Annotated in this window: 26 protein-coding genes and 1 tRNA gene; 22 read left to right on the top strand and 5 right to left on the bottom strand. The window is 57.8% G+C overall.

The genetic code is table 11. From position 1 onward, the window contains the following. Window position 1: 1 nt before the first annotated feature. Window positions 2-2,038 (bottom strand): sensor histidine kinase, encoded by a 2,037-nt coding sequence (locus F2P67_RS08100; protein WP_166219222.1) that lies wholly within the window; start codon window positions 2,036-2,038, stop codon window positions 2-4. Between the two features lie 45 nt (window positions 2,039-2,083). After that, window positions 2,084-3,001 (bottom strand): putative 2-dehydropantoate 2-reductase, encoded by a 918-nt coding sequence (locus F2P67_RS08095; protein WP_166219220.1) that lies wholly within the window; start codon window positions 2,999-3,001, stop codon window positions 2,084-2,086. Window positions 3,002-3,141: 140 nt separating this feature from the next. Between F2P67_RS08095 and F2P67_RS08090 the strand changes: the two genes are divergently transcribed. Both F2P67_RS08090 and F2P67_RS08085 read left to right on the top strand, forming a co-directional pair. Then, the gene (locus F2P67_RS08090; protein WP_007951218.1) at window positions 3,142-3,627 is read left to right on the top strand and encodes a YajQ family cyclic di-GMP-binding protein; all 486 of its coding nucleotides are present in this window, start codon (window positions 3,142-3,144) and stop codon (window positions 3,625-3,627) included. 185 nt (window positions 3,628-3,812) lie between these two features. Further along, window positions 3,813-4,652, top strand: coding sequence for a mechanosensitive ion channel family protein (locus F2P67_RS08085; protein ID WP_166219218.1), 840 nt, complete (start codon window positions 3,813-3,815; stop codon window positions 4,650-4,652). Between the two features lie 120 nt (window positions 4,653-4,772). Here F2P67_RS08085 and F2P67_RS08080 read toward each other — a convergent pair whose 3' ends face one another. Next, window positions 4,773-6,137 (bottom strand): OprD family porin, encoded by a 1,365-nt coding sequence (locus F2P67_RS08080; protein ID WP_166219216.1) that lies wholly within the window; start codon window positions 6,135-6,137, stop codon window positions 4,773-4,775. Window positions 6,138-6,669: 532 nt separating this feature from the next. After that, a complete protein-coding gene (locus F2P67_RS08075; RefSeq protein WP_166219214.1) occupies window positions 6,670-6,825 on the bottom strand; it encodes a hypothetical protein in 156 nt (51 codons plus the stop codon). A 208-nt stretch (window positions 6,826-7,033) separates the two neighbouring features. Here F2P67_RS08075 and F2P67_RS08070 point away from each other — a divergent pair, with 208 nt between their 5' ends. After that, entirely contained in the window at window positions 7,034-7,459 is a 426-nt protein-coding gene (locus F2P67_RS08070; RefSeq protein ID WP_166219212.1) for an HIT domain-containing protein, read from the top strand. A 3-nt stretch (window positions 7,460-7,462) separates the two neighbouring features. After that, window positions 7,463-7,669 (top strand): SlyX family protein, encoded by a 207-nt coding sequence (locus tag F2P67_RS08065; RefSeq protein ID WP_007977339.1) that lies wholly within the window; start codon window positions 7,463-7,465, stop codon window positions 7,667-7,669. 70 nt (window positions 7,670-7,739) lie between these two features. Here F2P67_RS08065 and F2P67_RS27905 read toward each other — a convergent pair whose 3' ends face one another. After that, on the bottom strand, window positions 7,740-8,342 hold the full coding sequence (locus F2P67_RS27905; protein WP_166219210.1) for a cold-shock protein: 603 nt from the start codon (window positions 8,340-8,342) through the stop codon (window positions 7,740-7,742). 309 nt (window positions 8,343-8,651) lie between these two features. On the opposite strand from F2P67_RS27905, the gene F2P67_RS08055 reads away from it, so the two are divergent. The 18 genes from F2P67_RS08055 (at window position 8,652) to F2P67_RS07970 (ending at window position 22,354) form a co-directional block, all read left to right on the top strand. Beyond that, window positions 8,652-9,122 (top strand): Dps family protein, encoded by a 471-nt coding sequence (locus F2P67_RS08055; RefSeq protein ID WP_166219208.1) that lies wholly within the window; start codon window positions 8,652-8,654, stop codon window positions 9,120-9,122. Window positions 9,123-9,295: 173 nt separating this feature from the next. Beyond that, complete coding sequence (locus F2P67_RS08050) at window positions 9,296-9,634, top strand: ribbon-helix-helix domain-containing protein (protein WP_166219206.1); 339 nt, start codon at window positions 9,296-9,298, stop codon at window positions 9,632-9,634. 131 nt (window positions 9,635-9,765) lie between these two features. Then, entirely contained in the window at window positions 9,766-9,987 is a 222-nt protein-coding gene (locus tag F2P67_RS08045) for an FmdB family zinc ribbon protein (protein WP_166219204.1), read from the top strand. A gap of 98 nt (window positions 9,988-10,085) precedes the next feature. Then, the gene (gene aspS, locus F2P67_RS08040) at window positions 10,086-11,861 is read left to right on the top strand and encodes an aspartate--tRNA ligase (protein WP_166219202.1); all 1,776 of its coding nucleotides are present in this window, start codon (window positions 10,086-10,088) and stop codon (window positions 11,859-11,861) included. 126 nt (window positions 11,862-11,987) lie between these two features. Beyond that, window positions 11,988-12,734: a YebC/PmpR family DNA-binding transcriptional regulator gene (locus tag F2P67_RS08035; RefSeq protein ID WP_085709622.1), complete on the top strand. Its 747-nt coding sequence runs from the start codon at window positions 11,988-11,990 to the stop codon at window positions 12,732-12,734. 140 nt (window positions 12,735-12,874) lie between these two features. Continuing rightward, complete coding sequence (ruvC, locus tag F2P67_RS08030) at window positions 12,875-13,402, top strand: crossover junction endodeoxyribonuclease RuvC (RefSeq protein ID WP_007962095.1); 528 nt, start codon at window positions 12,875-12,877, stop codon at window positions 13,400-13,402. 115 nt (window positions 13,403-13,517) lie between these two features. After that, entirely contained in the window at window positions 13,518-14,126 is a 609-nt protein-coding gene (gene ruvA / locus F2P67_RS08025; protein WP_003227522.1) for a Holliday junction branch migration protein RuvA, read from the top strand. Beyond that, window positions 14,127-15,188, top strand: a complete 1,062-nt coding sequence (gene ruvB / locus F2P67_RS08020; RefSeq protein WP_047599519.1) for a Holliday junction branch migration DNA helicase RuvB — start codon at window positions 14,127-14,129, stop codon at window positions 15,186-15,188. 127 nt (window positions 15,189-15,315) lie between these two features. Next, on the top strand, window positions 15,316-15,783 hold the full coding sequence (ybgC, locus tag F2P67_RS08015) for a tol-pal system-associated acyl-CoA thioesterase (protein WP_166219200.1): 468 nt from the start codon (window positions 15,316-15,318) through the stop codon (window positions 15,781-15,783). After that, the gene (tolQ, locus tag F2P67_RS08010) at window positions 15,773-16,468 is read left to right on the top strand and encodes a protein TolQ (protein ID WP_007912733.1); all 696 of its coding nucleotides are present in this window, start codon (window positions 15,773-15,775) and stop codon (window positions 16,466-16,468) included. Before ybgC ends, tolQ begins: the two co-directional genes overlap by 11 nt. 23 nt (window positions 16,469-16,491) lie before the next feature. Beyond that, complete coding sequence (tolR, locus tag F2P67_RS08005; protein WP_162530237.1) at window positions 16,492-16,944, top strand: protein TolR; 453 nt, start codon at window positions 16,492-16,494, stop codon at window positions 16,942-16,944. Further along, window positions 16,944-18,020, top strand: a complete 1,077-nt coding sequence (gene tolA / locus F2P67_RS08000) for a cell envelope integrity protein TolA (RefSeq protein ID WP_166219198.1) — start codon at window positions 16,944-16,946, stop codon at window positions 18,018-18,020. The genes tolR and tolA overlap by 1 nt, the downstream gene beginning before the upstream one ends. A 17-nt stretch (window positions 18,021-18,037) precedes the next feature. Then, a complete protein-coding gene (gene tolB, locus F2P67_RS07995; RefSeq protein ID WP_166219254.1) occupies window positions 18,038-19,318 on the top strand; it encodes a Tol-Pal system beta propeller repeat protein TolB in 1,281 nt (426 codons plus the stop codon). A 52-nt stretch (window positions 19,319-19,370) separates the two neighbouring features. Next, window positions 19,371-19,868, top strand: a complete 498-nt coding sequence (gene pal, locus F2P67_RS07990; protein WP_003178634.1) for a peptidoglycan-associated lipoprotein Pal — start codon at window positions 19,371-19,373, stop codon at window positions 19,866-19,868. A 6-nt stretch (window positions 19,869-19,874) separates the two neighbouring features. Further along, window positions 19,875-20,708 (top strand): tol-pal system protein YbgF, encoded by an 834-nt coding sequence (gene ybgF / locus F2P67_RS07985; RefSeq protein WP_166219196.1) that lies wholly within the window; start codon window positions 19,875-19,877, stop codon window positions 20,706-20,708. A 166-nt stretch (window positions 20,709-20,874) separates the two neighbouring features. After that, on the top strand, window positions 20,875-21,522 hold the full coding sequence (gene queE, locus F2P67_RS07980) for a 7-carboxy-7-deazaguanine synthase QueE (RefSeq protein WP_166219194.1): 648 nt from the start codon (window positions 20,875-20,877) through the stop codon (window positions 21,520-21,522). Between the two features lies 1 nt (window position 21,523). Beyond that, a complete protein-coding gene (gene queC / locus F2P67_RS07975; RefSeq protein WP_166219192.1) occupies window positions 21,524-22,216 on the top strand; it encodes a 7-cyano-7-deazaguanine synthase QueC in 693 nt (230 codons plus the stop codon). A 62-nt stretch (window positions 22,217-22,278) separates the two neighbouring features. After that, window positions 22,279-22,354 (top strand) — tRNA-Lys (locus F2P67_RS07970). Window positions 22,355-22,570: the final 216 nt, after the last annotated feature.

Genomic DNA, 22,570 nt, shown 5'->3' with positions numbered 1-22,570 from the left:
GTTACCTCGTTGATAAATTGGTTTCGGCCGCCATCGGCGCCGGTTGTGCCAGCGGCAAGCGCAGGGTGAAACACGTGCCTTGGCCCGGCGCCGATTGCACTTCCATTTGGCCTTTGTGGTTGTTGGTGATGATGAAGTACGACACGGATAAGCCCAGACCGGTGCCCTGGCCGATTTCCTTGGTGGTGAAAAACGGCTCGAAAGTGCGTTTGCGCACGCTCTCGCTCATGCCGATGCCGTTGTCCTCGACTTGAATTTCGGCCCACGGCGGATTGAGCCGGGTGCGCAGGGTAATCCGCCCCGGCTCGCTGTCGTCTTCGCGCTGGTGAATCGCTTGTGCGGCGTTTTTCAGCAAATTGAGCAGCACTTGCTCCAGTTCGTTGGCGGTGCCCGGCACCGGGCCGAGCGCCGGGTCGAACTGGCGGATGATCGCCTGGCCCTTGAAGTCGAAACCGATGGCCAGATCGAAGTCGTTGCCGGCAATTTCCACCGCTTGATCGATCAATGCCGGCAGATCGCACGGGGCCATCTGCCGGGTGCTGCGACGGCTGAAACTGAGCATGTGCGTGACGATTTTTGCCGCTCGTGCACCAGCCTGTTGAATGCCATCGAGCAGTTGCGGAACCTCGCGGTTTTGCAGGTAACGGTTGACCGTGTCCAGTTCAATGCCCATTTGCTCGGCGGTTTCGAGGTTCTTCGGCAGCTCTGTCGACAGGCGCCGGCGGATGTTCTGCACGTTGTGCAGGATTGCTCCGAGCGGGTTGTTGATCTCGTGGGCCATGCCGGCGGCGAGGCCGCCGACCGAGAGCATTTTTTCCGACTGCACCATCATTTCTTCCAGGGACAGGCGCTGAGTGATGTCGTCGATCCGGATCACCACGCCACGGCCGGCGCCGCCCATCAGCGGATAAAACGTCAGGGCGTAATGCTTGGGCTCATCGTCCTTGAACCAGGTGACGCGCTCGATTTTCGCCACGGTGTGCTGTTCGACGGTCTGCTTGAGCTGCGGCAAAAATGGCTTGAGCGGTTCGAAGGCGAGGAAAATCGGCTGGTTCAGTGCCTCGTCCAGCCGCGTCCCGGAGAGCGCGCTGGCTTCCTGGTTCCATTGCGTGACGTAGAGCTGTTCATCGAGGGCGATCAGCGCCGAGGGCATCGAGTCGATGATGCTGTTGAGGTAATTCTGGAACCCGGTGAGTTTCTTCTCGATCTTGCTGCGCACCTGAACTTCGAGTTCCAGTTTGCGGTTGGTGTGACGGGTTTCTTCGGCCAACCCTTGGGCCTGATCGTAAGCGGCTTGCGAGTCGTCGCGGGCACGCTTGAGTTGCTGCTCGCGGGCTTCGATGCGCGAAAGCATGGTGTTGAACGCCTCGGCGAGACTGCCGATTTCATCGTGGTTGCCGCGTGAGGCGCGCAGGGCGTAGTTCTCCTCGCGAGTAACCTGACGCGAGAGTTCTTCCAGTTGGTGAATCGGTCGGGTGATCAGGCGTTTGATCTGCCGGGCAATCACCAGCCACAACAGCACGCTGAAAATCAGAATGCCGAGGCTCGCTGTCAGTGTGCCGGTGTAGAACGCCACCGGCAGTTCACTGCTGGCCACCAGTAACAGATGACCCGGTGCGGTGCCGGGGCGGGGCAGGGTGATCAGTTGGTTGCTGCGAAACTCGGTGAGCTGCCAGGCCTCGATGTGTCGATAACGTTCAGGCAGGTCGAGTTTGTCGCCGCGATGCACTTGCGCCAGACGCTCGCCCTTGCCGTCATACAGCGCGGCGGCACGCAGCGGTGAATAGCTGTCGAGTTCCTTGAGCAGGCGTTCGGCGCTTTGCGGCGATTGCAGGGCTTCGCCGACCAGGCTCGGGTTGGAGATCAGTCGGCCGATGGTCTGCAAGGCCTGCGGTGCCATGCTTTCCTGGGAAATGTAGTAGGCGGCGCTGATAAAGGTCAGGTTGGCGACCAGCAAGACCGTGGTCAACAACACCAGCAGGGCGGCCAGCAGTTTCTGGCCGACCGGCAGGTTTTCGAGGCGCTGGCGCAATGGCATCAGGTTTATCGCAGCAGAGGAACAAGTGGCCAGCGTAGCCGCTGCTCAGTCGCTGGGCAATCCAAGGCTGTGCAGATGGGCAACCAGCCGTTGCTGCAGTTGCTTGAGGTGCGGCAGATTCAGTTGGTGGCGCGCGGCGACTGTGCAGGCGTGGCCCAATAGATAGCTGATTTCGGTACGGCGCTGGTTGGCAACGTCCTGATACATCGACGAGTAATTGGCAGCGGTGGCCTGGATCACCCGCTCGACTTCCTGTTGCAGGTTGTCCGCTGCTGCCGGTTGGCCGCAATGCTGCAGCAGTTCGGCCAGCTCTGCACACAGTGTCGCGACTTCGCAGTGATGTGCCTGCAATCCACCGTTGCGGCAGTCGTGCAGCACGGTCAGCGGATTGATTGCGCAGTTGAGCGCCAGTTTGCGCCACAACCGGGTGAGGATGTCGGTGCTCCACTCGTGGGGGATCTTGGCCGCTTGCAGGTCGTCCAGCCAGATCGGCGCCACCGGGTGCGCGGCATCGCCCAGCCAGGTGAAACCGTGACCGGCGAACACCACGCGCCAGTCACCGTCGCGGAACGCGCCCTCCGTGCTGGAAGCGCTGATACAGCGCGCCTGCGGCACTTTTGCGGCAACGGCGTCCTGACTGCCGAGGCCGTTTTGCAACAGGATCAGTTCGGCATCGGGTGCCAAGCGCGGAGCGAGGAGGGCGACCGCACTTTCAGCGTCGTAGGCCTTGCAGGCTACCAGCAGGCGGCGGATCGGTTCGGGGTTGTCCGGGGTTTCGCCGGGAACTGCATAAGTATTCGCTTGTCCCTGTTCCACGAGCGTCAAACCACCCGCGGCGTTGTAGCTTTGCAAACGTGCGGCGTCGCGCACGATCAGTCTGACCGGCACTCCGGCCCGGGCCAGCCGTGTAGCCCACAGTGTGCCGAGACTGCCGGCGCCGAGAACATGCCAGGGGGTAGACATCAGTTTTTTGCTCGATTGGTTGCAGGCATGTGCGGCTCGCCGTGTCGACAGGAAAAGACCCGTTATAATGAGCCCGATTTTAACCGCAAGCCAAGCGCGCTCCATCCACATCGAGCGCGCCTTTTTATTGGAGAGATTACATGCCGTCGTTCGACGTGGTATCCGAACTGGACAAACACGAACTCACCAACGCGGTCGAGAACGCCGTGAAGGAACTCGATCGTCGTTATGACCTGAAAGGCAAGGGCAGTTTCGAATTCAAGGAAAAGGACCTGACCGTCCACCTGACCGCTGAAGCCGATTTCCAGCTGGAAGCGATGATCGAAATCCTCAAGCTGGCGCTGGTCAAGCGCAAGATCGACGTGCAGTGCCTTGAGGTCAAAGACTCCTTCGCATCGGGCAAGCTGATGAAGCAGGACGCCGTCCTCAAGGAAGGCATCGACAAGGAACTGGCGAAGAAGATCGTCGGCCACATCAAGGAAGCCAAGCTCAAGGTACAGGCCGCCATTCAGGGCGAGCAGGTGCGTGTGACCGGCAAGAAGCGTGATGACCTGCAAGAAGCCATCGCTGCCCTGCGTGCCAAGGAATTCGGCATGCCTCTGCAGTTCAACAACTTCCGCGACTAAGCACACGCATCATTACCCTGTGGGAGGGGGCTTGCTCCCGAAGGCGCTGCCTCAATCAGACCAATTGCTGAGTGACACAACGCTTTCGGGAGCAAGCCCCCCCCACTATGGATTTATGTACACCCGGCGGTTTTTCTGCCGCTTATTTTTCGCATGCCGAACGGCCGGAAATCAGGAGATAGAAGATGGATTTGAATGCTGAGGTGGACAACCTGGTCAAGGCATCCCAAGCGTGGATCCCGATGATCATGGAATACGGCAGCCGCGTGCTGCTGGCGGTGATTACGCTGGCGATCGGCTGGTGGCTGATCAACAAGGTCACGCAGAAACTCGGTGGCCTGCTGGCGCTGCGCAACGCTGACCTGGCCCTGCAAGGCTTCATCAGCAGCCTGGCAAACATCATTCTCAAGGTTTTGCTGATTGTCAGCGTCGCGTCGATGATCGGTGTGGAAACCACCTCGTTCGTTGCCGCCATCGGTGCTGCCGGTCTGGCCATCGGTCTGGCGTTGCAAGGCAGCCTGGCGAATTTCGCCGGCGGCGTGCTGATTCTGTTGTTCCGCCCGTTCCGCATCGGTGACTGGATCGAAGCGCAAGGCGTGTCGGGTACCGTCGACAGCATCCAGATTTTCCACACGGTGCTGCGTACCGGCGACAACAAAACCATCATCGTGCCAAACGGCAATCTGTCGAATGGCATCATCACCAACACCAACCGTCAGCCGACCCGCAAGGTTGTATTCGATGTGGGTGTCGACTACGAAGCCGATCTGCAAAAGGCCCGTCAGGTGCTGCTGGATCTGGCCAAGGATGACCGCGTGTTACAGGATCCGGCGCCACAAGCCGTGATTTCTACTTTGGGCGACAGCTCGATCACAGTTTCTCTGCGCGTATGGGTTAAAACCGCAGACTATTGGGATGTGATGTTCATGTTTAACGAACAGTCGCGTGACCGTTTAAAGACTGCGGGCATTGATATTCCTTTTCCGCAACGCGTGATTCGCGTGGTACAGGAATCGGCAACATAATGATAGGTTGCTAATTAATTGCCTGACTTGTCGGTCAGGCAACTATCGCAAGTGACAGGCAATAAAAAGGCCCATCCGAAGATGGGCCTTTTTTTATGCTTTCAAACTAACCACTGACAATTACAAGATGTTCAGTGGGTACTCGGTGATCAGGCGGAACTCTTTGACATCGCCTTCGCCTTGGTCAGCGTTGGCAGTGTGCCAGGCTTGACGAATACGGAAGGACAGGTCTTTAGCCGGGCCAGACTGAACAACGTACTTGGCTTCGAAGTTGGTTTCGTGGTGTTTGCCATCTTCACCGTACAGTGGTGCGCCGGTGTTGGTGCGGTATTGGCTGTTTGCAGCCAGACCGGTACCGTCGATGTCCCAACCTTTAACGTAACGAACCATGAAGCTCAGGCCTGGAACGCCGTACTCAGCCATTTTCAGGTCGTAACGGGCTTGAACCGATTTCTCGCCAGGACCGTTGAAGTCAGAGTACTGGATGGAGTTGGCGAGGAAAATCGAATCGCCACCACGGTTGTTTTTACCCACACCGACGTAGTCGAACGGGGTATCGCCGTTGACCTTCTGGAAGGCCAGGGTGAAGGTGTGAGCTTTCAGGAACGACAGCGCGGTTGCCAGGGAGAAGGCAGTGTTGCTGATGTCACCCGCCAGCTTGTCACCGGTGTCGGTGGTGCGGTAGATGTTGAAGTCAGTGTTCAGCGAAGTGTCACCACCGAATGGGGTGGTCAGGTTCACGTTCGCGTAGTACTGGTTCCAGATGTCTTCCAGCTTGGCGCCGTAGAGCGATGCGCTCAGGTTTTCGGTGATGCCGTACTTACCGCCGAAGTAGTCGATCGAGTCGGCTTCTACGCCAGAGTAGTTGGAGTACAGACCGCCGTTACGGGCGTTCTTGTCCTGGCTGGTCGCCGAGTAGAAGTGACCGGCTTCGAGGTCAAGATCTTTGATCTCGCTGCTCTGCAGCTGGAAGCCGCTGGCAGATTGCGGAATGATGCGGGAACCGCCGACAGCGAACACTGGAGCAGTGCTTGGCTGCTGGTCGCCGACTTTCAGCTCGGTTTTGGAAACGCGGAATTTAATGGCAGCGCCGGCTTTGCCCTGGCTGTCATCGACATCGCGAGAACCATTCAGAGGATCAACGTGGTTGCTGCGGCTCATGTTGCCCGAACCGGAAGTACCGTCACCGCCGTCCAGTTTGATCGCCAGGTAACCGAAAGCGTCGACACCTACGCCGACAGTACCTTGGGTGTAACCGGAGGTGAAGTTACCCAGGAAGCCTTGGGTCCAGTCTTTCTGATCAGCGCCACCGTTCTTGTTGTCGCGGTTGAAGTAGTAGTTCTTCAACGTCTCGGTGAGTTTCGCGTCTTCAACAAAGCCTTTGGCTTCAGACTGATCACTTACAAACGGGGCGGCCGTAGCCAACTGAGAACTGGCGGCTGCTGCAACTGCCAGTGCGATCATGCTCCACTTCATCACGCGCATCGTGATTTGCTCCTTTGGTTTTAGAAGAGTACTGCCGTCCCACCTGTTTTATTATCTGGGCGGCTCTTTCTTTTTGTGTCGGCGCAAACTTATATCACGCCGACAATGTTGGCGATACTTGCTATTCCAACCTTTCAGCTTCTTTACGACGTTGTCGCAAATGGCGTGGTGGATGTCGCAAATTCACAGTACCGACGCAGCCGGACTGACAACTTTCTCGCTGTTTCTGGGCCTTTTTGCATCGGTAAAAAAGAGTCCCTGGCAAAACACTTGAATCTCCATCGGGCAACCCTGCCACTGTTTTTCTTGGGCTTGAGGCATCCACGTCCGGTGGTGCGCTTATAGCCCATATGTGTACGAATGCAACAAGCGTGCACAAACGTCGGTGTTGCTGCGTTTATTTTTTCGAACGCCCGTCTTTACCTGTAAAAACCTTATAAATACGGGGCGCCAAGCCGCTTTTTACCCAAGCTTGACGCCATTCTTCCTATGGTGTTGTCACGCTGTTTCGCGAGCGTGACAACCAAAAACGTTACCGGTTCACCCCGTCGGTGAGTATTCGGCGGATGCTTGCCGCAATGAGCGTAGACGCACTGTGCGGTTTTGGTGCAAAAAATTTTACAGCTGTACCGGTTTCAGACAGTTGATGCTGATACAGGCGCGGAACGACATCGCTGATTTCAGTCATTTATTCACGCTTTAAGCCGTCGTCGGTTCCGTGCTGGTGCGTGATGATCGGAAATGTTCCATGTCGGGGCGCCCGGATCCACAAGGGGGTGACTGTCGTCGTGAAGGCCGGCGCATTCGCAGGTATGCTGCCAGCCTGTCGCTTGGTGCGCCGCCACTGTGGCTGGCCGCTAAGCTGAATAATGTAAAAACAGCCGGGAGTGCGCGCAGTGTTTGCTTTAGATTCACGACTTCAACAGGACACCTTGCCCATCGGCGACTTCCCGCTGTGCCGGCTGCTGCTGTCCAACGACGCCAACTACCCGTGGTTCATCCTGGTACCTCGTCGCGACGATATCAGTGAGTTGTTTCAGTTGAATGTCGCCGACCAGCAACAGTTATGGCTCGAAACGACTGCGCTGGCAGAGTTGCTCAAGGATTTGTTCGATGCCGACAAAATGAACGTCGCGACCCTGGGCAACGTGGTCAGTCAGATGCACATGCATGTCATCGTGCGCAAGCGTGACGATGCAGCATGGCCGGCGCCGGTCTGGGGCAAACACCCTGCCAAGCCTTATAGCAATGAGCAGGTGGCGGCCATTCGCGCGCGATTGCGTGTGGTGCTGACCGATGATTTCACTTTTGCGGAGGGCTGAGTCATGAGTCTGGAAGAACGCGTTACCGATCTGGAAAGCCGTCTGGCTTTTCAGGATGACACCATTCAGGCACTGAACGATGTGCTGGTGGCGCAGCAGCGAGTGGTTGAGCGTCTGCAATTGCAGATGGCGGCGCTGCTCAAGCGTCAGGAAGAAATGGTCGGCCAGTTCGAATCGTTCGAAGAAGAAGCGCCACCACCGCATTACTGAGTCTGACGGACTTTCGGCGGGCATAAAAAAACCGCGAACAGCGTTGCTGTTCGCGGTTTTTTGCTTTGGATCAGCGTCGCGGCAGAGCGGCGATCACGTCCTCGGCTTGCAGGCCTTTGTCTCGGTTCATCACCGAGAACTCCACGCGCTGGCCTTCCACCAGAACGCGGTGGCCTTCGCCACGGATTGCACGGAAGTGCACGAAAATATCATCGCCGGAATCCCGGGAGATAAAGCCGAAGCCTTTGGAAGTGTTGAACCACTTGACGGTGCCGGTATCGCGATTGCTCATGTCATAGCTGGTTGGCGCGGCGGCAGGTGAAGATTTGTAGAAGCTGACGGCGAGGTGCAAAGCCACGGCGATCAGGGCAATGACCAGGCTGAACAGCACCGCTGGCTGACCGGCAATCACCGGCATCGGCGCGATCAGGGTCAGGGTTTGCAGGACGACGGTCAGCACCAGCAGCGCGCTGACCAGATTTTGCAGATGCTGGCGCGGGCCTTTGTTCCAGTAAGGAATCACTGGAGCGATGACCAGATTCAGCAGGCCGAAAAAGGCCAGGTAAAGTGCATCGGGTTGTTGCAGGTAGGGAACGGCTTCGGCTTTCAGACTGGGTATGAACGACAGCAGCAATGCGGCTGCGCCCATTAGCAGGTGGACGATTTTCAACATTTTGATTGGCTCACGTTATGACGGCTCACAAGGAAGAGCTGAAAGCGCACGGTTCGCTTCGGAACAATAAAGAGGCGGTGGACACGTACCCGGATCAGCCTATGCGCAAGTCCCCGAAAAATGGGGCATAGCGACACACTGCCTATTTAACAGCAAAGCCTGCGGGTACTCAAATCAGGGCGGCCAACGGCATGGCACCGGGCGATTTGTCGCAGTCCGGGTTGCGCATCAAGGCTGCGGGGTTGTGATTGCCTTGCTAGAGTGGGGCTGCACTTGCTGGATGAATTCAATCACCGTCAGGGGGTAAACATGGCAATCGATATCGGTATCAGTGAAGAAGATCGCAAGTCCATCGTCGAAGGGCTTTCCCGTCTGTTGTCGGACACCTACGTGTTGTACCTGAAAACCCATAATTTCCACTGGAACGTTACCGGCCCGATGTTTCGCACGCTGCATCTGATGTTCGAAGAGCAGTACAACGAACTGGCGCTGGCCGTGGATCTGATCGCCGAGCGTATTCGCGCGCTGGGGTTTCCGGCGCCGGGCGCCTACGCCACGTACGCGCGTCTTTCTTCTATTAAGGAAGAGGAGGGGGTGCCGAGTGCCGAGGACATGATCAGGCAACTGGTCCAGGGGCAGGAAGCGGTCACCCGCACTGCTCGGGGGATTTTTCCGCTGCTGGACAAGGTCAGCGACGAACCGACTGCCGACCTGCTGACCCAGCGTATGCAAGTGCACGAGAAGACCGCGTGGATGCTGCGCGCGCTGCTTGAGGCGTAACCGGAGGCGCGGGCCGGCGGTTCGCGCTTCGTCCGATCTCTTACTTTGATCGTCGGCTTATCCTACGGTGATGGTCAATAAGTCGTCTGGATATAACTTTGCGTCTGCGCTCTTATGAAGGCACGGAAGATGGCTTTGATAAAAAGCCGCGATGACAAAGGAGTGTCAACGATATGGTAGATGGAGACAGGAGAGGCGACAGGATTGTCGGCTTGCCCTATGAAATAAAGGCTGATCCGTTCGTCAACGAGTTCGACATGGCGCTGGTCCGGCCTCTGTCACGCTCAGTGCGGCTCAACGGGTTTTCGACTTGCCTGCGACTGGAGCAAGTCTACTGGAACATCCTCGGTCGCATGGCCGAAGACAATTGCTGCTCAGTCAGCTCGTTGTTGTCCCACGTAGATCGCGAAGTGCATTTGCGCCACGGCGGGGTGAAAAACTTCAGCGCGCTGGTGCGGGTGGTGTGTGTAATCAATGGCGTGAAGGCGCCAGCACCCGCCATTTTGCTCTGAAACAACGGTTGCAGGCAAGGTGTCGGCCTGTGCAGTCTTACGGCTGCACAGGCCGCATTTAATGGATATAATCCCGCTCTTTCGCCGCAAAGCCCCGCGCGCGGTGGCAATCTGATCGCCGAGACACCCCCATGCCGATGTACGATTACCAATGTGCTTCCTGTGGTCATCAGTTGGAAGCCATTCAAAAGATCAGCGAGGCACCGCTGGTCGACTGCCCTGCCTGTCAGGCGCCAGAGCTCAAGAAACAACTGTCGATGCCGGGCTTTCGCCTCAGCGGCAGCGGTTGGTACGAAACCGATTTCAAGACCGGCTCCAAGAAGAACCTGGCCGGTGGCGACAAATCTGACTAGGGTTCAACCCCGGGTTGAACGACACGCGTGAGTTTCCGCATTGCTTGAAAGCAGCGGGATCTCCACCGAATATCGAATGACGAGAAGCGACCATTATCATGATGCGCAGCCACTATTGCGGCCAACTGAACGAAAGCCTGGAAGGCCAGGAAATTACCCTTTGCGGATGGGTTCACCGTCGCCGCGACCACGGCGGGGTGATTTTCCTCGATATCCGTGATCGTGATGGTCTGGCTCAGGTGGTGTTCGACCCGGATCGCGCCGAGAGCTTTGCCGCCGCCGATCGCGTGCGCAGCGAATACGTCGTGAAGATCACCGGCAAGGTGCGTCTGCGTCCGGCCGGTGCCACCAACGCCAACATGGCGTCGGGCATGATCGAAGTGCTCGGTTACGAGCTGGAAGTGTTGAACGAAGCGGAAACCCCGCCGTTCCCGCTCAACGAATACTCCGACGTCGGCGAAGAAACCCGTCTGCGTTATCGCTTCCTCGACCTGCGTCGTCCGGAAATGGCCGAGAAGCTGCGTCTGCGTTCGCGCATGACCACCAGCATCCGTCGCTACCTTGACGAGAACGGCTTCCTCGACGTTGAAACACCGATCCTGACCCGTGCCACCCCTGAAGGTGCGCGTGACTATCTGGTGCCGAGCCGTACTCACGCCGGTTCGTTCTTCGCGCTGCCGCAATCGCCACAGCTGTTCAAGCAACTGCTGATGGTTGCCGGTTTCGACCGTTACTACCAGATCGCCAAGTGCTTCCGCGACGAAGACCTGCGTGCCGACCGTCAGCCTGAGTTCACTCAGATCGACATCGAAACCAGCTTCCTCGACGAAAAAGACATCATGGGCCTGACCGAAGGCATGATCCGCAACCTGTTCAAGGAAGTGCTGGATCTGGAATTCGGCGAATTCCCCCACATGACTTTCGAAGAAGCCATGCGCCGTTACGGTTCCGACAAGCCGGACCTGCGTAACCCGCTGGAACTGGTCGACGTTGCCGATCAACTGAAAGAAGTTGAATTCAAGGTGTTCAGCGGCCCGGCCAACGACCCGAAATGCCGTATCGCCGCACTGCGCGTTCCTGGCGGGGCGAGCATGCCGCGCAAGCAGATCGACGACTACACCAAGTTCGTCGGCATCTACGGTGCCAAAGGTCTGGCGTACATCAAGGTCAACGAGCGCGCTGCCGGTGTTGAAGGCCTGCAATCGCCGATCGTGAAAAACATCCCGGAAGACAAACTGAACGTGATCCTCGATCGCGTTGGCGCTGTCGATGGCGACATCGTGTTCTTCGGTGCCGACAAGGCCAAGATCGTCAGCGAAGCCCTGGGCGCGCTGCGTATCAAGCTCGGTCACGATCTCGATCTGCTGACCTGCAAGTGGGCGCCGATGTGGGTCGTCGACTTCCCGATGTTCGAAGAGAACGACGACGGCAGCTTCTCTGCGCTGCATCACCCGTTCACCGCGCCGAAGTGCACGCCGCAAGAGCTGGAAGCCAACCCGGCCGGCGCTCTGTCCCGCGCTTACGACATGGTTCTGAACGGCACCGAACTGGGTGGCGGTTCGATCCGTATCCACCGCAAGGAAATGCAACAGTCGGTATTCCGCCTGCTGGGCATCAACGAAGCTGAACAGGAAGAGAAATTCGGCTTCCTGCTCGACGCGCTGAAGTACGGTGCGCCGCCGCACGGTGGTCTGGCCTTCGGTCTGGATCGTCTGGTGATGCTGATGACCGGCGCCCAGTCGATCCGTGAAGTGATCGCCTTCCCGAAAACCCAGAGTGCTGCCGATGTCATGACGCAAGCGCCAGGTGTGGTGGATGCCAAGGCACTGCGCGAGCTGCACATTCGTTTGCGCGAAACGCCAAAGGCTGAGTAAGACGGGCCTGAAGGCGCATCTTCGGATGCGCCTTTTTTCTTTCCAGAGAGCAGGTCGAGATTTTTTGTTTGCTGGCCAATGCGAAAGCAGGGCGGGCAACGTTTCAAAGAGAATTCGGAGCGAGTTATGGCAGGTCATTCCAAGTGGGCGAACATCAAGCACCGCAAAGAACGTCAGGATGCCAAGAGAGGCAAGATCTTCACCAAGTGGATTCGTGAACTGACCGTTGCGGCCCGTCAGGGCGGCGGCGATCCGGGCTCCAATCCGCGTCTGCGTCTGGCCCTGGACAAGGCGCTGGGTGCGAACATGAGCCGCGATATCATCGACCGTGCGGTTGCGCGTGGCGCCGGTGCGACCGAAGCGGACAACGTCGAAGAGCTGACCTACGAAGGTTATGGCCCGGGTGGCGTGGCGGTGATGGTCGAATGCATGACCGACAACCGCAACCGTACCGCAGCGGCGGTGCGTCATGCGTTCAGCAAGTGCGGCGGAAACCTGGGCACTGACGGTTCGGTGGCGTACCTGTTCGAACGCAAGGGCCAGATCAGTTTTGCGCCGGGCGTCGATGAAGACGCACTGACCGAAGCAGCGCTGGAAGCCGATGCCGATGACGTGGTCACCCACGAAGACGGCTCGATTGACGTGTTCACCTCGTTCACCAGTTTCTACGCCGTGCGTAACGCGCTGGAAGCCGCTGGTTTCAAGGGTGATGACGCTGAAATCGTCATGCAGCCGACCACCAGCGCGGAGCTGGACCTGGAAGGCGCGGAGAAGGTGCTCAAGCTGATCGACATGCTTGAGGATCTGGATGACGTGCAAAACGTCTATTCCAATGCGGATATTCCGGAAGACGTGGCCGCTCAGCTCGGTTAAGAGCGACTACGATTCAATGTGGGAGCTGGCTTGCCAGCGATGGCGTCGGCACATCAGAAATTGATGGTGCCTGACACTCCGTCATCGCTGGCAAGCCAGCTCCCACATTTGTTTTTGTGTTATTTCGAACCAGCAGGCTTATGACTTTAATTCTAGGTATCGACCCCGGCTCGCGCATCACCGGTTACGGGATTGTTCGCGATACCGGACGCGGCGGCTGCATCTACGTGGCATCGGGGTGCATTCGTACCGGCGCCGGCGAGTTGCATGAACGACTGCAGATCGTTTATCGCGGCGTGCGCGAAATCATTCAGACCTACGGCCCGGTGACCATGGGCATCGAAAAAGTGTTCATGGCGAAAAACGCTGATTCGGCACTCAAGCTCGGGCAGGCTCGCGGGGCGGCCATTGTCGCAGGCGCCGAAGAGTGTCTGGAAATCGCCGAATACACCGCAACTCAAGTCAAACAAGCCGTTGTCGGTACCGGAGCGGCGAATAAAGAGCAGGTGCAGATGATGGTCATGCACATGCTCAAGCTGACCAGCAAGCCGCAAATCGATGCTTCCGACGCCCTGGCGATTGCCATTTGTCACGCGCACACTCGCTCCAGTCTGTTGCCGCATGGCTTGGGCACGGCACGCAGTCGTGGCGGGCGCCTGCGTCTCTGATAGCATCAGCAATCAAATTTGTCGCAACGTGAGTTTCGCGCCTGGGTCGTCGGCCCGAAGCTTGCCTTCCGTCAGTCGCCAGCCCAAGGCTGGCCAATGCTCAAGGATCTGAAACGTGATTGGACGCTTGCGCGGCACCCTGGCTGAGAAACAGCCGCCGCACCTGATTCTGGATGTAAACGGCCTCGGGTATGAGCTGGAAGTGCCCATGACCACCCTTTATCGCCTGCCGTCGGTCGGTGAACCGCTGACCCTGCACACCCATTTGGTCGTGCGCGAAGACGCGCAGTTACTCTATGGATTCGCTGGCAAGCGTGAGCGAGACTTTTTTCGAGAGTTGATCCGTCTCAATGGTGTCGGGCCGAAACTGGCGCTGGCATTGATGTCGAGTCTGGAAGTCGACGAACTGATTCGCTGCGTGCAATCCCAGGACACCTCGGCGCTGACCAAGGTGCCCGGCGTAGGCAAGAAAACCGCCGAGCGCTTGCTGGTTGAGCTCAAGGATCGCTTCAAGGCGTGGGAAACTTCGCCGGCCATGTTTGCCCTGGTGCCGAACCAGCCCGATGGCCCGGCGCCGGTCAACACTGCCGAGAACGATGCAGTCAGTGCGCTGATTTCTCTGGGCTACAAGCCGCAGGAAGCCAGCAAGGCGATTACCGCCATCAAGGACAAGAATTTGAGCAGTGAAGACCTGATCCGCCGCGCCCTGAAGGGAATGATTTAAGTGATTGAAGCTGATCGTCTGATCGCCGCCGCGCACAGCCCGCGTGAGCGCGAAGAAGTCCAGGACCGGGCCATTCGCCCGGTCAGCCTGGCCGATTACATTGGTCAACCGACCGTGCGCGAGCAGATGGAGCTGTTCATTCAGGCTGCCCGTGGCCGCAGCGAATCCCTCGATCACACACTGATCTTCGGCCCGCCGGGTCTGGGTAAAACCACCCTCGCCAACATCATTGCCCAGGAAATGGGCGTGTCGATCAAGAGCACATCCGGCCCGGTGCTCGAGCGGCCGGGCGATCTCGCGGCGCTGTTGACCAACCTTGAACCGCACGACGTCTTGTTCATCGATGAAATCCATCGCCTGTCGCCTATTGTCGAAGAAGTGCTGTACCCGGCGATGGAAGATTTCCAGCTCGACATCATGATTGGCGAAGGGCCGGCGGCGCGCTCGATCAAGCTCGATCTGCCGCCGTTCACGCTGGTGGGTGCGACTACCCGTGCGGGCATGCTGACCAATCCGTTGCGCGACCGCTTCGGTATTGTCCAGCGTCTTGAGTTCTACAGTACGGCGGATCTGGCGACGATTGTCGGGCGTTCGGCGAATATCCTCGGCTTGCCGCTGGACCCGGAAGGCGCCTTCGAGATTGCCCGGCGTGCCCGTGGTACACCGCGGATCGCCAACCGCTTGTTGCGCCGGGTTCGGGATTTCGCCGAAGTCCGGGCCAAGGGCCACATCACCAAGTCGGTGGCCGATCTGGCGCTGAACCTGCTGGACGTCGATGAGCACGGTTTCGATCATCAGGACCGGCGTCTGCTGTTGACCATGATCGAGAAGTTCGATGGCGGGCCGGTGGGGATCGACAGCCTGGCGGCGGCGATCAGTGAAGAACGGCATACCATTGAAGACGTGCTGGAGCCGTACCTCATTCAGCAGGGCTACATCATGCGCACGCCACGGGGCAGGGTGGTAACCCGGCATGCGTATCTGCATTTCGGTTTAAACATTCCGTCACGAATGGGGGAAATGCCCGTGGCAGACGAGTTTCTCGATGCCGTGGACGATTAATACACATTTGTTGTCGATTTATTCAGGGTTTGTACTGTCAGACGACGGTACTTTTACGGTAAAGCCTTCGAACAGTGAAAAACAGTTGCCTGGCCGGATTGGCAACCTGAGGAGTAAGCACTAGAGTATGCGCGCGCAAAACGGGCTTGAGCCGTTCGCACATTGTTGTCGCGTTTATTACGAGGACACCGATGCGGGCGGCATCGTGTATTACGTTAATTACCTCAAGTTTATGGAACGGGCTCGAACCGAGCGGCTCCGCGAACTGGGCTTTGCCCAATCGCAGCTTGCCGGGGAGGATCTGTTGTTTGTCGTGCATTCCAGCGAAGCGCGTTACCACGCGCCGGCGCGACTGGACGACGAGCTGCTGGTAAGCGCTGAAGTAATCGAATTGAACCGGGTCAGCCTGCGCTTCAAACAGCAGGTCAGGCGGGCAACGGATAATGTGCTGCTCTGTGAAGGGCAGTTTTTGGTGGCCTGTGTGCGCACTAACAGTTTGAAACCCCGGGCCCTTCCCGAAGACTTGCGTGCGGCCTTTGCCGACGCGGTCGGCCCGGGTACACACTCAAAGCAGGAGATAAAGCGTGGAAGCTAACGTCGTCGACCATTCCTCCATGTGGAGCCTGGTCAGCAATGCCAGCATCGTGGTGCAGTTGGTAATGTTGACCCTGGTGGCCGCATCGGTGACCTCATGGATCATGATCTTTCAGCGCAGCAATCTGCTGCGTGCCGGTCGACGCGCCCTGGAGAGCTTCGAAGAGCGCTTCTGGTCGGGTATCGACCTGTCCAAGCTGTACCGTCAGGCGGGCAGCAATCCGGATCCGGATTCGGGCGTGGAGCAGATCTTCCGTGCCGGTTTCAAGGAATTCTCCCGTCTGCGTCAGCAGCCAGGTGTCGATCCTGAAGCAGTAATGGAAGGTGTGGCCCGTGCCATGCGCGTCGCCATCTCCCGTGAAGAAGAGAAACTGGAGCAGAGCCTGCCGTTCCTCGCCACCGTCGGTTCGGTCAGCCCGTACATCGGTCTGTTCGGTACCGTATGGGGCATCATGAACTCCTTCCGTGGTCTGGCCAGCGCTCAGCAGGCCACCCTGGCCACCGTGGCTCCGGGTATCGCCGAAGCCCTGATCGCCACCGCGATCGGCCTGTTCGCCGCTATTCCTGCGGTTATCGCTTACAACCGTTTCTCTGCCCGCAGCGAAACCTTGCTGAGCCGCTACTACACCTTCGCCGATGAATTCCAGGCGATCCTGCACCGCAAAGTGCACACCAGCGAAGAATAAGCAGGTAATTTCCAATGGCTTTAATCGCTCGAGCTCGCAAAAAGCGCAAGCCGGTCGCCGAGATGAACGTAGTGCCTTACATCGACGTGATGTTGGTACTGCTGGTCATCTTCATGGTGACCGCGCCGATGCTCAATCAGGGCGTGAAAGTTGATCTGCCCAAGGTTTCCAGCGAAGCCTTGCCGCAAGACAACAACACCCAGGTTCTGACCATTTCGATCAAGGCTGACAAGACCTACTACTGGAACCTTGGCAGCGAAGTCGATACTGAAAAGCAACAGGACAGGGCCATGACTCTGCCGCAAATGACTGACGCGGTGACCAAGATCATTCGCGCCGGCAACGAAGGCGGCAAGCACACCCAGGTCTTCATTCGTGGCGACAAGACTGTCGACTATGGCGCCGTCATGGGCGCGATGGGCGGGTTGCAGAAAGCCGGGGTCGGTAATGTTGGCTTGATTACCGAGGCGCCCTGATGCAGCAACAGCGAGAGCCGTCCGCCTCGGAAAGCTACTTCTGGCCTAGTGTTCTGGCAATTGTCCTGCACGTGCTGGTGTTCGGCATGCTGTTCGTCAGTTTCGCCTTTACACCAGAGTTGCCGCCGGCCAAGCCGATTGTCCAGGCGACCTTGTACCAGCTGAAATCGAAAAGTCAGGCGACCACCCAGACCAATCAGAAGATTGCGGGTGAGGCGAAGAAATCCGCCGCGCGCCAGACCGAAGTCGAGCAGATGGAGCAGAAAAAGGTCGAGCAGGAAGCGGTGAAAGCTGCGGAACAAAAGAAAGAAGAAGCGGCTCAAAAGGCCGAGGAAGCCAAGAAGGCCGATGAGGCGAAAAAAGCGGACGAGGCGAAAAAGGCTGATGAAGCCAAAAAAGCCGACGACGCGAAAAAAGCCGAAGCCAAGAAGGCCGAAGAGAAACAATTGGCTGATATAGCCAAGAAGAAGGCTGAAGAAGAAGCCAAAAAGGCTGCTGAAGAAGAGGCCAAGAAAGCGGCCGCTGAAGAAGCCAAGAAGAAGATTGTCGAAGACGCGAAGAAGAAAGCCGCCGAAGACGCCAAGAAGAAAGCTGAAGCTGAGGAGGCGAAGAAGAAAATCGCCGACGAAGCGAAGAAGAAAGCTGCTGCCGATGCTGCGAAGAAGAAAGCGCAGGATGCGGCACGTAAATCTACCGAAGACAAAAAGGCTCAGGCCTTGGCAGATTTGCTTTCCGACACGCCGCAGCGTCAGCAGGCCTTGGCCGATGAGCAGGGTGACGAAGTCGCGGGCAGTTTCGATGACCTGATTCGTGCGCGGGCAGCGGAAGGTTGGGCGCGTCCTCCTTCGGCACGCAAAGGCATGACGGTCGTGCTGCAAATCGGCATGTTGCCGGACGGTACGGTGACTTCGGTCAGCGTGGCCAAATCCAGTGGCGATGGTCCGTTCGATGCTTCGGCAGTGGCGGCGGTCAAAAATATTGGACGTTTGACGGAAATGCAGGGAATGAAGCCGAGCGATTTCGCTCCGTATCGTTCATTCAAGATGACATTCACACCTGAGGATCTAGCCTTGTGAGAAACCTTCTTCGAGGAATGCTGGTCGTGATCTGCTGCATGGCAGGGATCGCGATGGCGGATGAAAAGAACATTCTGGTCACCAGCGGCAGCGATCGGGCTACTCCGATCGCCGTTGTACCGTTCGGTTTCCAGGGCGGTGCAGTCCTGCCGGACGACATGGCTGAAATTATTGGTAACGATTTGCGTAACTCGGGCTACTACTCGCCGATTCCCAAGCAAAACATGATCAGCCAGCCAAGCCAGCCGAGCGAAATCATCTTCCGTGACTGGAAGGCGGTGGGTGCTCAGTACGTGATGGTTGGCAGCATTGTTCCGGCGGGCGGTCGCCTGCAGGTTCAGTGGGCATTGTTCAACGTGGCCACCGAACAGAAAGTGGCTGACGGCAGTGTGTCCGGTACTACCGAGCAACTGCGCGACATGGCGCACTACATCTCCGACCAGTCGTTCCAGAAACTGACCGGTATCGAAGGTGCGTTCTCGACGCGTCTGCTGTACGTAACGGCTGAACGCTTCTCCGAGAAGAACACCCGCTACACCCTGCAGCGTTCGGACTATGACGGTGCCCGCGCCGTGACCCTGCTGCAATCGCGCGAGCCAATCCTGTCGCCGCGTTTTGCACCGGACGGCAAGCGTATTGCCTACGTGTCGTTCGAACAGAAGCGTCCGCGCATCTTCATGCAGAACATCGACACCGGTCGCCGTGAGCAGATCACCAACTTCGAAGGCCTGAACGGCGCTCCTGCCTGGTCGCCGAATGGCGATCGCCTGGCGTTCGTGCTGTCGAAGGACGGTAACCCGGACATCTACGTGATGAACCTGGCTTCGCGTCAGATCACCCGCGTGACTGCCGGTCCCGGCATCAATACCGAACCGTACTGGGGCAAGGATGGTTCGACCATCTACTTCACTTCGGACCGTGGCGGCAAGCCTCAGATCTACAAGACCAGCGCCAGTGGCGGCGGTGCCGAGCGTGTGACGTTTGTGGGCAACTACAACGCCAACCCGAAACTGTCGGCTGACGAAAAGACTCTGGTGATGATCCATCGCCAGGACGGATTCACCAATTTCAAGGTGGCGGCCCAGGATTTGCAGCGAGGTAGTGTAAAGATCCTCACTGATAGCACTCTGGATGAGTCACCTACTGTTGCGCCCAACGGCACCATGGTAATCTACGCCACCCGCCAGCAGGGCCGGGGAGTCTTGATGCTCGTGTCCATTAATGGACGCGTTAGGCTCCCGCTTCCTACCGCTCAAGGCGAAGTCAGAGAACCGTCCTGGTCCCCTTACCTGAAGTGAGCGGGCGCTACACGTTTTACTTAACACACTGGGGTTCATTAGGAGTTTCACGATGGAAATGCTGAAGTTTGGTAAATTTGCTGCGCTGGCTCTGGCCATGGCTGTAGCTGTAGGTTGCTCGTCCAAAGGCGGCGACAACGCCGGTGAAGGCGCTGTTGATCCAAACGCTGGTTACGGCGCAAACACTGGTGCCGTTGACGGTTCCCTGAGCGAAGAAGCTGCTCTGCGCGCAATCACCACCTTCTACTTCGAATACGACAGCTCGGACCTGAAGCCAGAAGCCATGCGCGCTCTGGACGTTCACGCCAAAGACCTGAAAGCAAACGGCGCTCGCGTTGTTCTGGAAGGCAACACCGACGAACGTGGTACTCGTGAGTACAACATGGCACTGGGCGAGCGTCGTGCGAAAGCCGTTCAGCGCTACCTGGTACTGCAAGGTGTTTCCCCAGCTCAGCTGGAACTGGTTTCCTACGGCGAAGAGCGTCCAGTTGCTACCGGCAACGACGAGCAGTCCTGGGCTCAAAACCGTCGCGTCGAACTGCGTAAGTAATTCGATATGCGAACGTGCCGTCGTGCTGTAACTGTTCTGGCTCTCAGCCTTGCGCCGCTTGCGGCGTGGGCTGCGGTTCCTGTGGTCGATGACAACTCCGGTTATAACAATAGCGGGAGCAGTTATCCGCCTGCAGGTTACGGTACGAACGGCGCCTATGCCGGGGGAGCGGCTTCGGCCCCTGCCTCGGCACAAGGCATGCTGTTCAACCAACTGCAACAAATGCAGGATCAGATTTCGCGCCAGCAAGGTGTGATTGAAGAACTGCAGAATCAGGTTGCGCGCATGAAGCAAGAATCCCTGGAGCGATACCAGGATCTTGATCGGCGCATAGGATCCGGTGCTGCACCTGCCGCGACTCCTGAGAATTCTTCTGCCGGTGGCGACGCAAGTGCTGCTGCCGGTGCTGCCGCTGGCGCCGGGGCTGCTGCCCAGGCACCTGCTGCGAGTAGTGAACCGGGTGATCCGGCCAAGGAAAAGCTGTATTACGATGCTGCTTTCGACCTGATCAAAGCCAAGGATTTCGACAAGGCCAGTCAGGCTTTCGCCGCTTTCCTGCGCAAATACCCGAACAGCCAATACGCGGGTAACGCCCAGTACTGGCTGGGTGAAGTGAATCTGGCCAAAGGTGATCTGCAAGGTGCAGGTCAAGCATTTGCCAAGGTTTCGCAGCTGTATCCCAAGCATGCCAAAGTGCCTGACTCGCTGTACAAGCTGGCTGACGTAGAGCGCCGCCTCGGTCATACCGACAAGGTCAAAGGCATTCTGCAGCAGGTGGTTTCCCAATACCCGGGTACCTCCGCCGCTCAGTTGGCCCAACGCGATCTGCAGCGTATGTAAGCCTGCTTTACCCGTTTAGAAGAAACCCGCGCCTGTCGCGGGTTTTTTCGTTAGAATTCACGCCCTTTTTCTGAAACACGCTTCTTGTGATCTACGCGTTGGCGGGATTGCCTGAAGTGCCTGACGGAGGCGGACAGCCTGTTTAGCTGTTACGCCCGTGGCGACTATGCAAGACACATTGAGAATTACCGAAGTTTTCTACTCGTTGCAGGGGGAAACGCGGACTGCCGGGCTGCCCACGGTTTTCGTGCGCCTGACCGGTTGCCCGTTGCGTTGCCAATACTGCGACAGTGCCTATGCGTTCAGTGGTGGCACGGTTCGCACCCTCGACGATATCCTCGAGCAAGTGGCCGGATTTCGTCCGCGCTACGTGTGCGTCACCGGCGGTGAGCCGCTGGCCCAGCCCAATGCCATTCCTCTGCTCAAACAGTTGTGCGACGCCGGTTACGAAGTCTCGCTGGAAACCAGCGGCGCTCTCGACATTTCGGCGGTCGATCCTCGGGTCAGTCGCGTGGTTGACCTGAAAACCCCGGACTCGAAAGAAGCCCATCGCAACCGTTATGAAAATATCGATTTGCTGACGCGCAACGATCAGGTGAAGTTTGTCATCTGCTCGCGGGATGACTACGACTGGGCGGTATCGAAATTGATCCAGTACGGACTCGATCGACGTGCGGGTGAAGTGCTGTTTTCCCCAAGCCATCACGACCTCAATGCTCGTGATCTGGCGGACTGGGTGGTGGCGGACAATCTGCCGGTGCGGTTGCAACTGCAGCTGCATAAATATCTATGGAATGATGAGCCGGGGCGCTGAGATGACTGAACAAGTGAACACTACCGAAAAACGTGCGGTGATCCTGCTGTCGGGTGGTCTGGACTCGGCCACCGTCGTGGCGATGGCTCGTGCTGAAGGCTACGCCTGCTACACCATGAGTTTCGATTACGGTCAGCGTTCTCACGCTGAACTGCATGCCGCAGCTCGCGTTGCCCGCGATCTGGGCGTGATCGAGCACAAGGTGATCGGCCTGAACCTGAACGGCATGGGCGGCTCAGCCCTGACCGATACCAGCATCGACATTCCGGAAGAGCTGGGCGAGGGCATCCCGGTCACCTACGTACCGGCGCGTAATACGGTTTTCCTGTCGCTGGCATTGGGTTGGGCCGAAGTGCTCGGCGCGCGCGACATCTTTATTGGCGTGAATGCCGTGGACTATTCGGGTTACCCGGATTGCCGCCCGGAGTTCATCGAGTCGTTCGAGCGCATGGCCAACCTGGCGACCAAGGCCGGCGTGGAAGGTAACGGCTTCCGCATTCAGGCGCCGCTGCAGAACCTGAGCAAGGCGCAGATCGTCCAGGCGGGCGTGAAGCTTGGCGTTGATTATGGCCTCACCGTTTCCTGCTATCAGGCTGACGATGACGGCCGTGCGTGCGGCAAATGCGACAGCTGCCGCCTGCGTGCAGAAGGCTTTGCGGCGGCGGGTGTAGGCGATCCAACACCTTATTTTTGATTTTTTTCAAAAAGGTGTTGAATAGTCCTTAAAAATCAGTATTATACGCGCCACCACACAGCGGGTCGTTAGCTCAGTTGGTAGAGCAGTTGGCTTTTAACCAATTGGTCGTAGGTTCGAATCCCACACGACCCACCATATTTGGCGGTTTAGAAAATCCGGAAGGCCCACGAAAGTGAGGATTTCCGGGTTTTTTTTTGCCTGCAATTCGGGCTTGTGTTGTTTCAGTGCCAGGAGCGCTGACGCAGGTCAGAATCATCTTTTGTATCAACGGGATATTCTGTAGCCTTGCGCAGCTTTAACGCTGTCCGTGCCTGATAATACTCACTCTCCCGGCGGTACCCTCAAGCGGTC

Origin of the sequence: Pseudomonas atagonensis, assembly GCF_011369485.1 — a bacterium.
Lineage (GTDB): Bacteria > Pseudomonadota > Gammaproteobacteria > Pseudomonadales > Pseudomonadaceae > Aquipseudomonas > Aquipseudomonas atagonensis.
The sequence above is the reverse complement of the archived record's forward strand: the minus strand, read 5'-3'. Positions and strand labels throughout refer to the sequence as shown.

Bases quoted from the DNA above. Each gene is read 5' to 3' on its own strand.
- F2P67_RS08035 (WP_085709622.1), top strand. From the start codon at position 11,988: ATGGCAGGTCATTCCAAGTGGGCGAACATCAAGCACCGCAAAGAACGT.
- F2P67_RS08055 (WP_166219208.1), top strand. From the start codon at position 8,652: ATGGCAATCGATATCGGTATCAGTGAAGAAGATCGCAAGTCCATCGTC.
- F2P67_RS08100 (WP_166219222.1), bottom strand. From the start codon at position 2,038: ATGCCATTGCGCCAGCGCCTCGAAAACCTGCCGGTCGGCCAGAAACTG.
- F2P67_RS08080 (WP_166219216.1), bottom strand. From the start codon at position 6,137: ATGCGCGTGATGAAGTGGAGCATGATCGCACTGGCAGTTGCAGCAGCC.
- F2P67_RS08065 (WP_007977339.1), top strand. From the start codon at position 7,463: ATGAGTCTGGAAGAACGCGTTACCGATCTGGAAAGCCGTCTGGCTTTT.
- F2P67_RS08045 (WP_166219204.1), top strand. From the start codon at position 9,766: ATGCCGATGTACGATTACCAATGTGCTTCCTGTGGTCATCAGTTGGAA.
- pal (WP_003178634.1), top strand. From the start codon at position 19,371: ATGGAAATGCTGAAGTTTGGTAAATTTGCTGCGCTGGCTCTGGCCATG.
- F2P67_RS27905 (WP_166219210.1), bottom strand. From the start codon at position 8,342: ATGTTGAAAATCGTCCACCTGCTAATGGGCGCAGCCGCATTGCTGCTG.
- queC (WP_166219192.1), top strand. From the start codon at position 21,524: ATGACTGAACAAGTGAACACTACCGAAAAACGTGCGGTGATCCTGCTG.
- tolA (WP_166219198.1), top strand. From the start codon at position 16,944: ATGCAGCAACAGCGAGAGCCGTCCGCCTCGGAAAGCTACTTCTGGCCT.
- ybgF (WP_166219196.1), top strand. From the start codon at position 19,875: ATGCGAACGTGCCGTCGTGCTGTAACTGTTCTGGCTCTCAGCCTTGCG.
- ruvC (WP_007962095.1), top strand. From the start codon at position 12,875: ATGACTTTAATTCTAGGTATCGACCCCGGCTCGCGCATCACCGGTTAC.
- ybgC (WP_166219200.1), top strand. From the start codon at position 15,316: ATGCGCGCGCAAAACGGGCTTGAGCCGTTCGCACATTGTTGTCGCGTT.
- F2P67_RS08075 (WP_166219214.1), bottom strand. From the start codon at position 6,825: ATGACTGAAATCAGCGATGTCGTTCCGCGCCTGTATCAGCATCAACTG.
- F2P67_RS08090 (WP_007951218.1), top strand. From the start codon at position 3,142: ATGCCGTCGTTCGACGTGGTATCCGAACTGGACAAACACGAACTCACC.
- aspS (WP_166219202.1), top strand. From the start codon at position 10,086: ATGATGCGCAGCCACTATTGCGGCCAACTGAACGAAAGCCTGGAAGGC.
- F2P67_RS08085 (WP_166219218.1), top strand. From the start codon at position 3,813: ATGGATTTGAATGCTGAGGTGGACAACCTGGTCAAGGCATCCCAAGCG.
- queE (WP_166219194.1), top strand. From the start codon at position 20,875: ATGCAAGACACATTGAGAATTACCGAAGTTTTCTACTCGTTGCAGGGG.
- tolB (WP_166219254.1), top strand. From the start codon at position 18,038: ATGCTGGTCGTGATCTGCTGCATGGCAGGGATCGCGATGGCGGATGAA.
- F2P67_RS08050 (WP_166219206.1), top strand. From the start codon at position 9,296: ATGGTAGATGGAGACAGGAGAGGCGACAGGATTGTCGGCTTGCCCTAT.
- F2P67_RS08095 (WP_166219220.1), bottom strand. From the start codon at position 3,001: ATGTCTACCCCCTGGCATGTTCTCGGCGCCGGCAGTCTCGGCACACTG.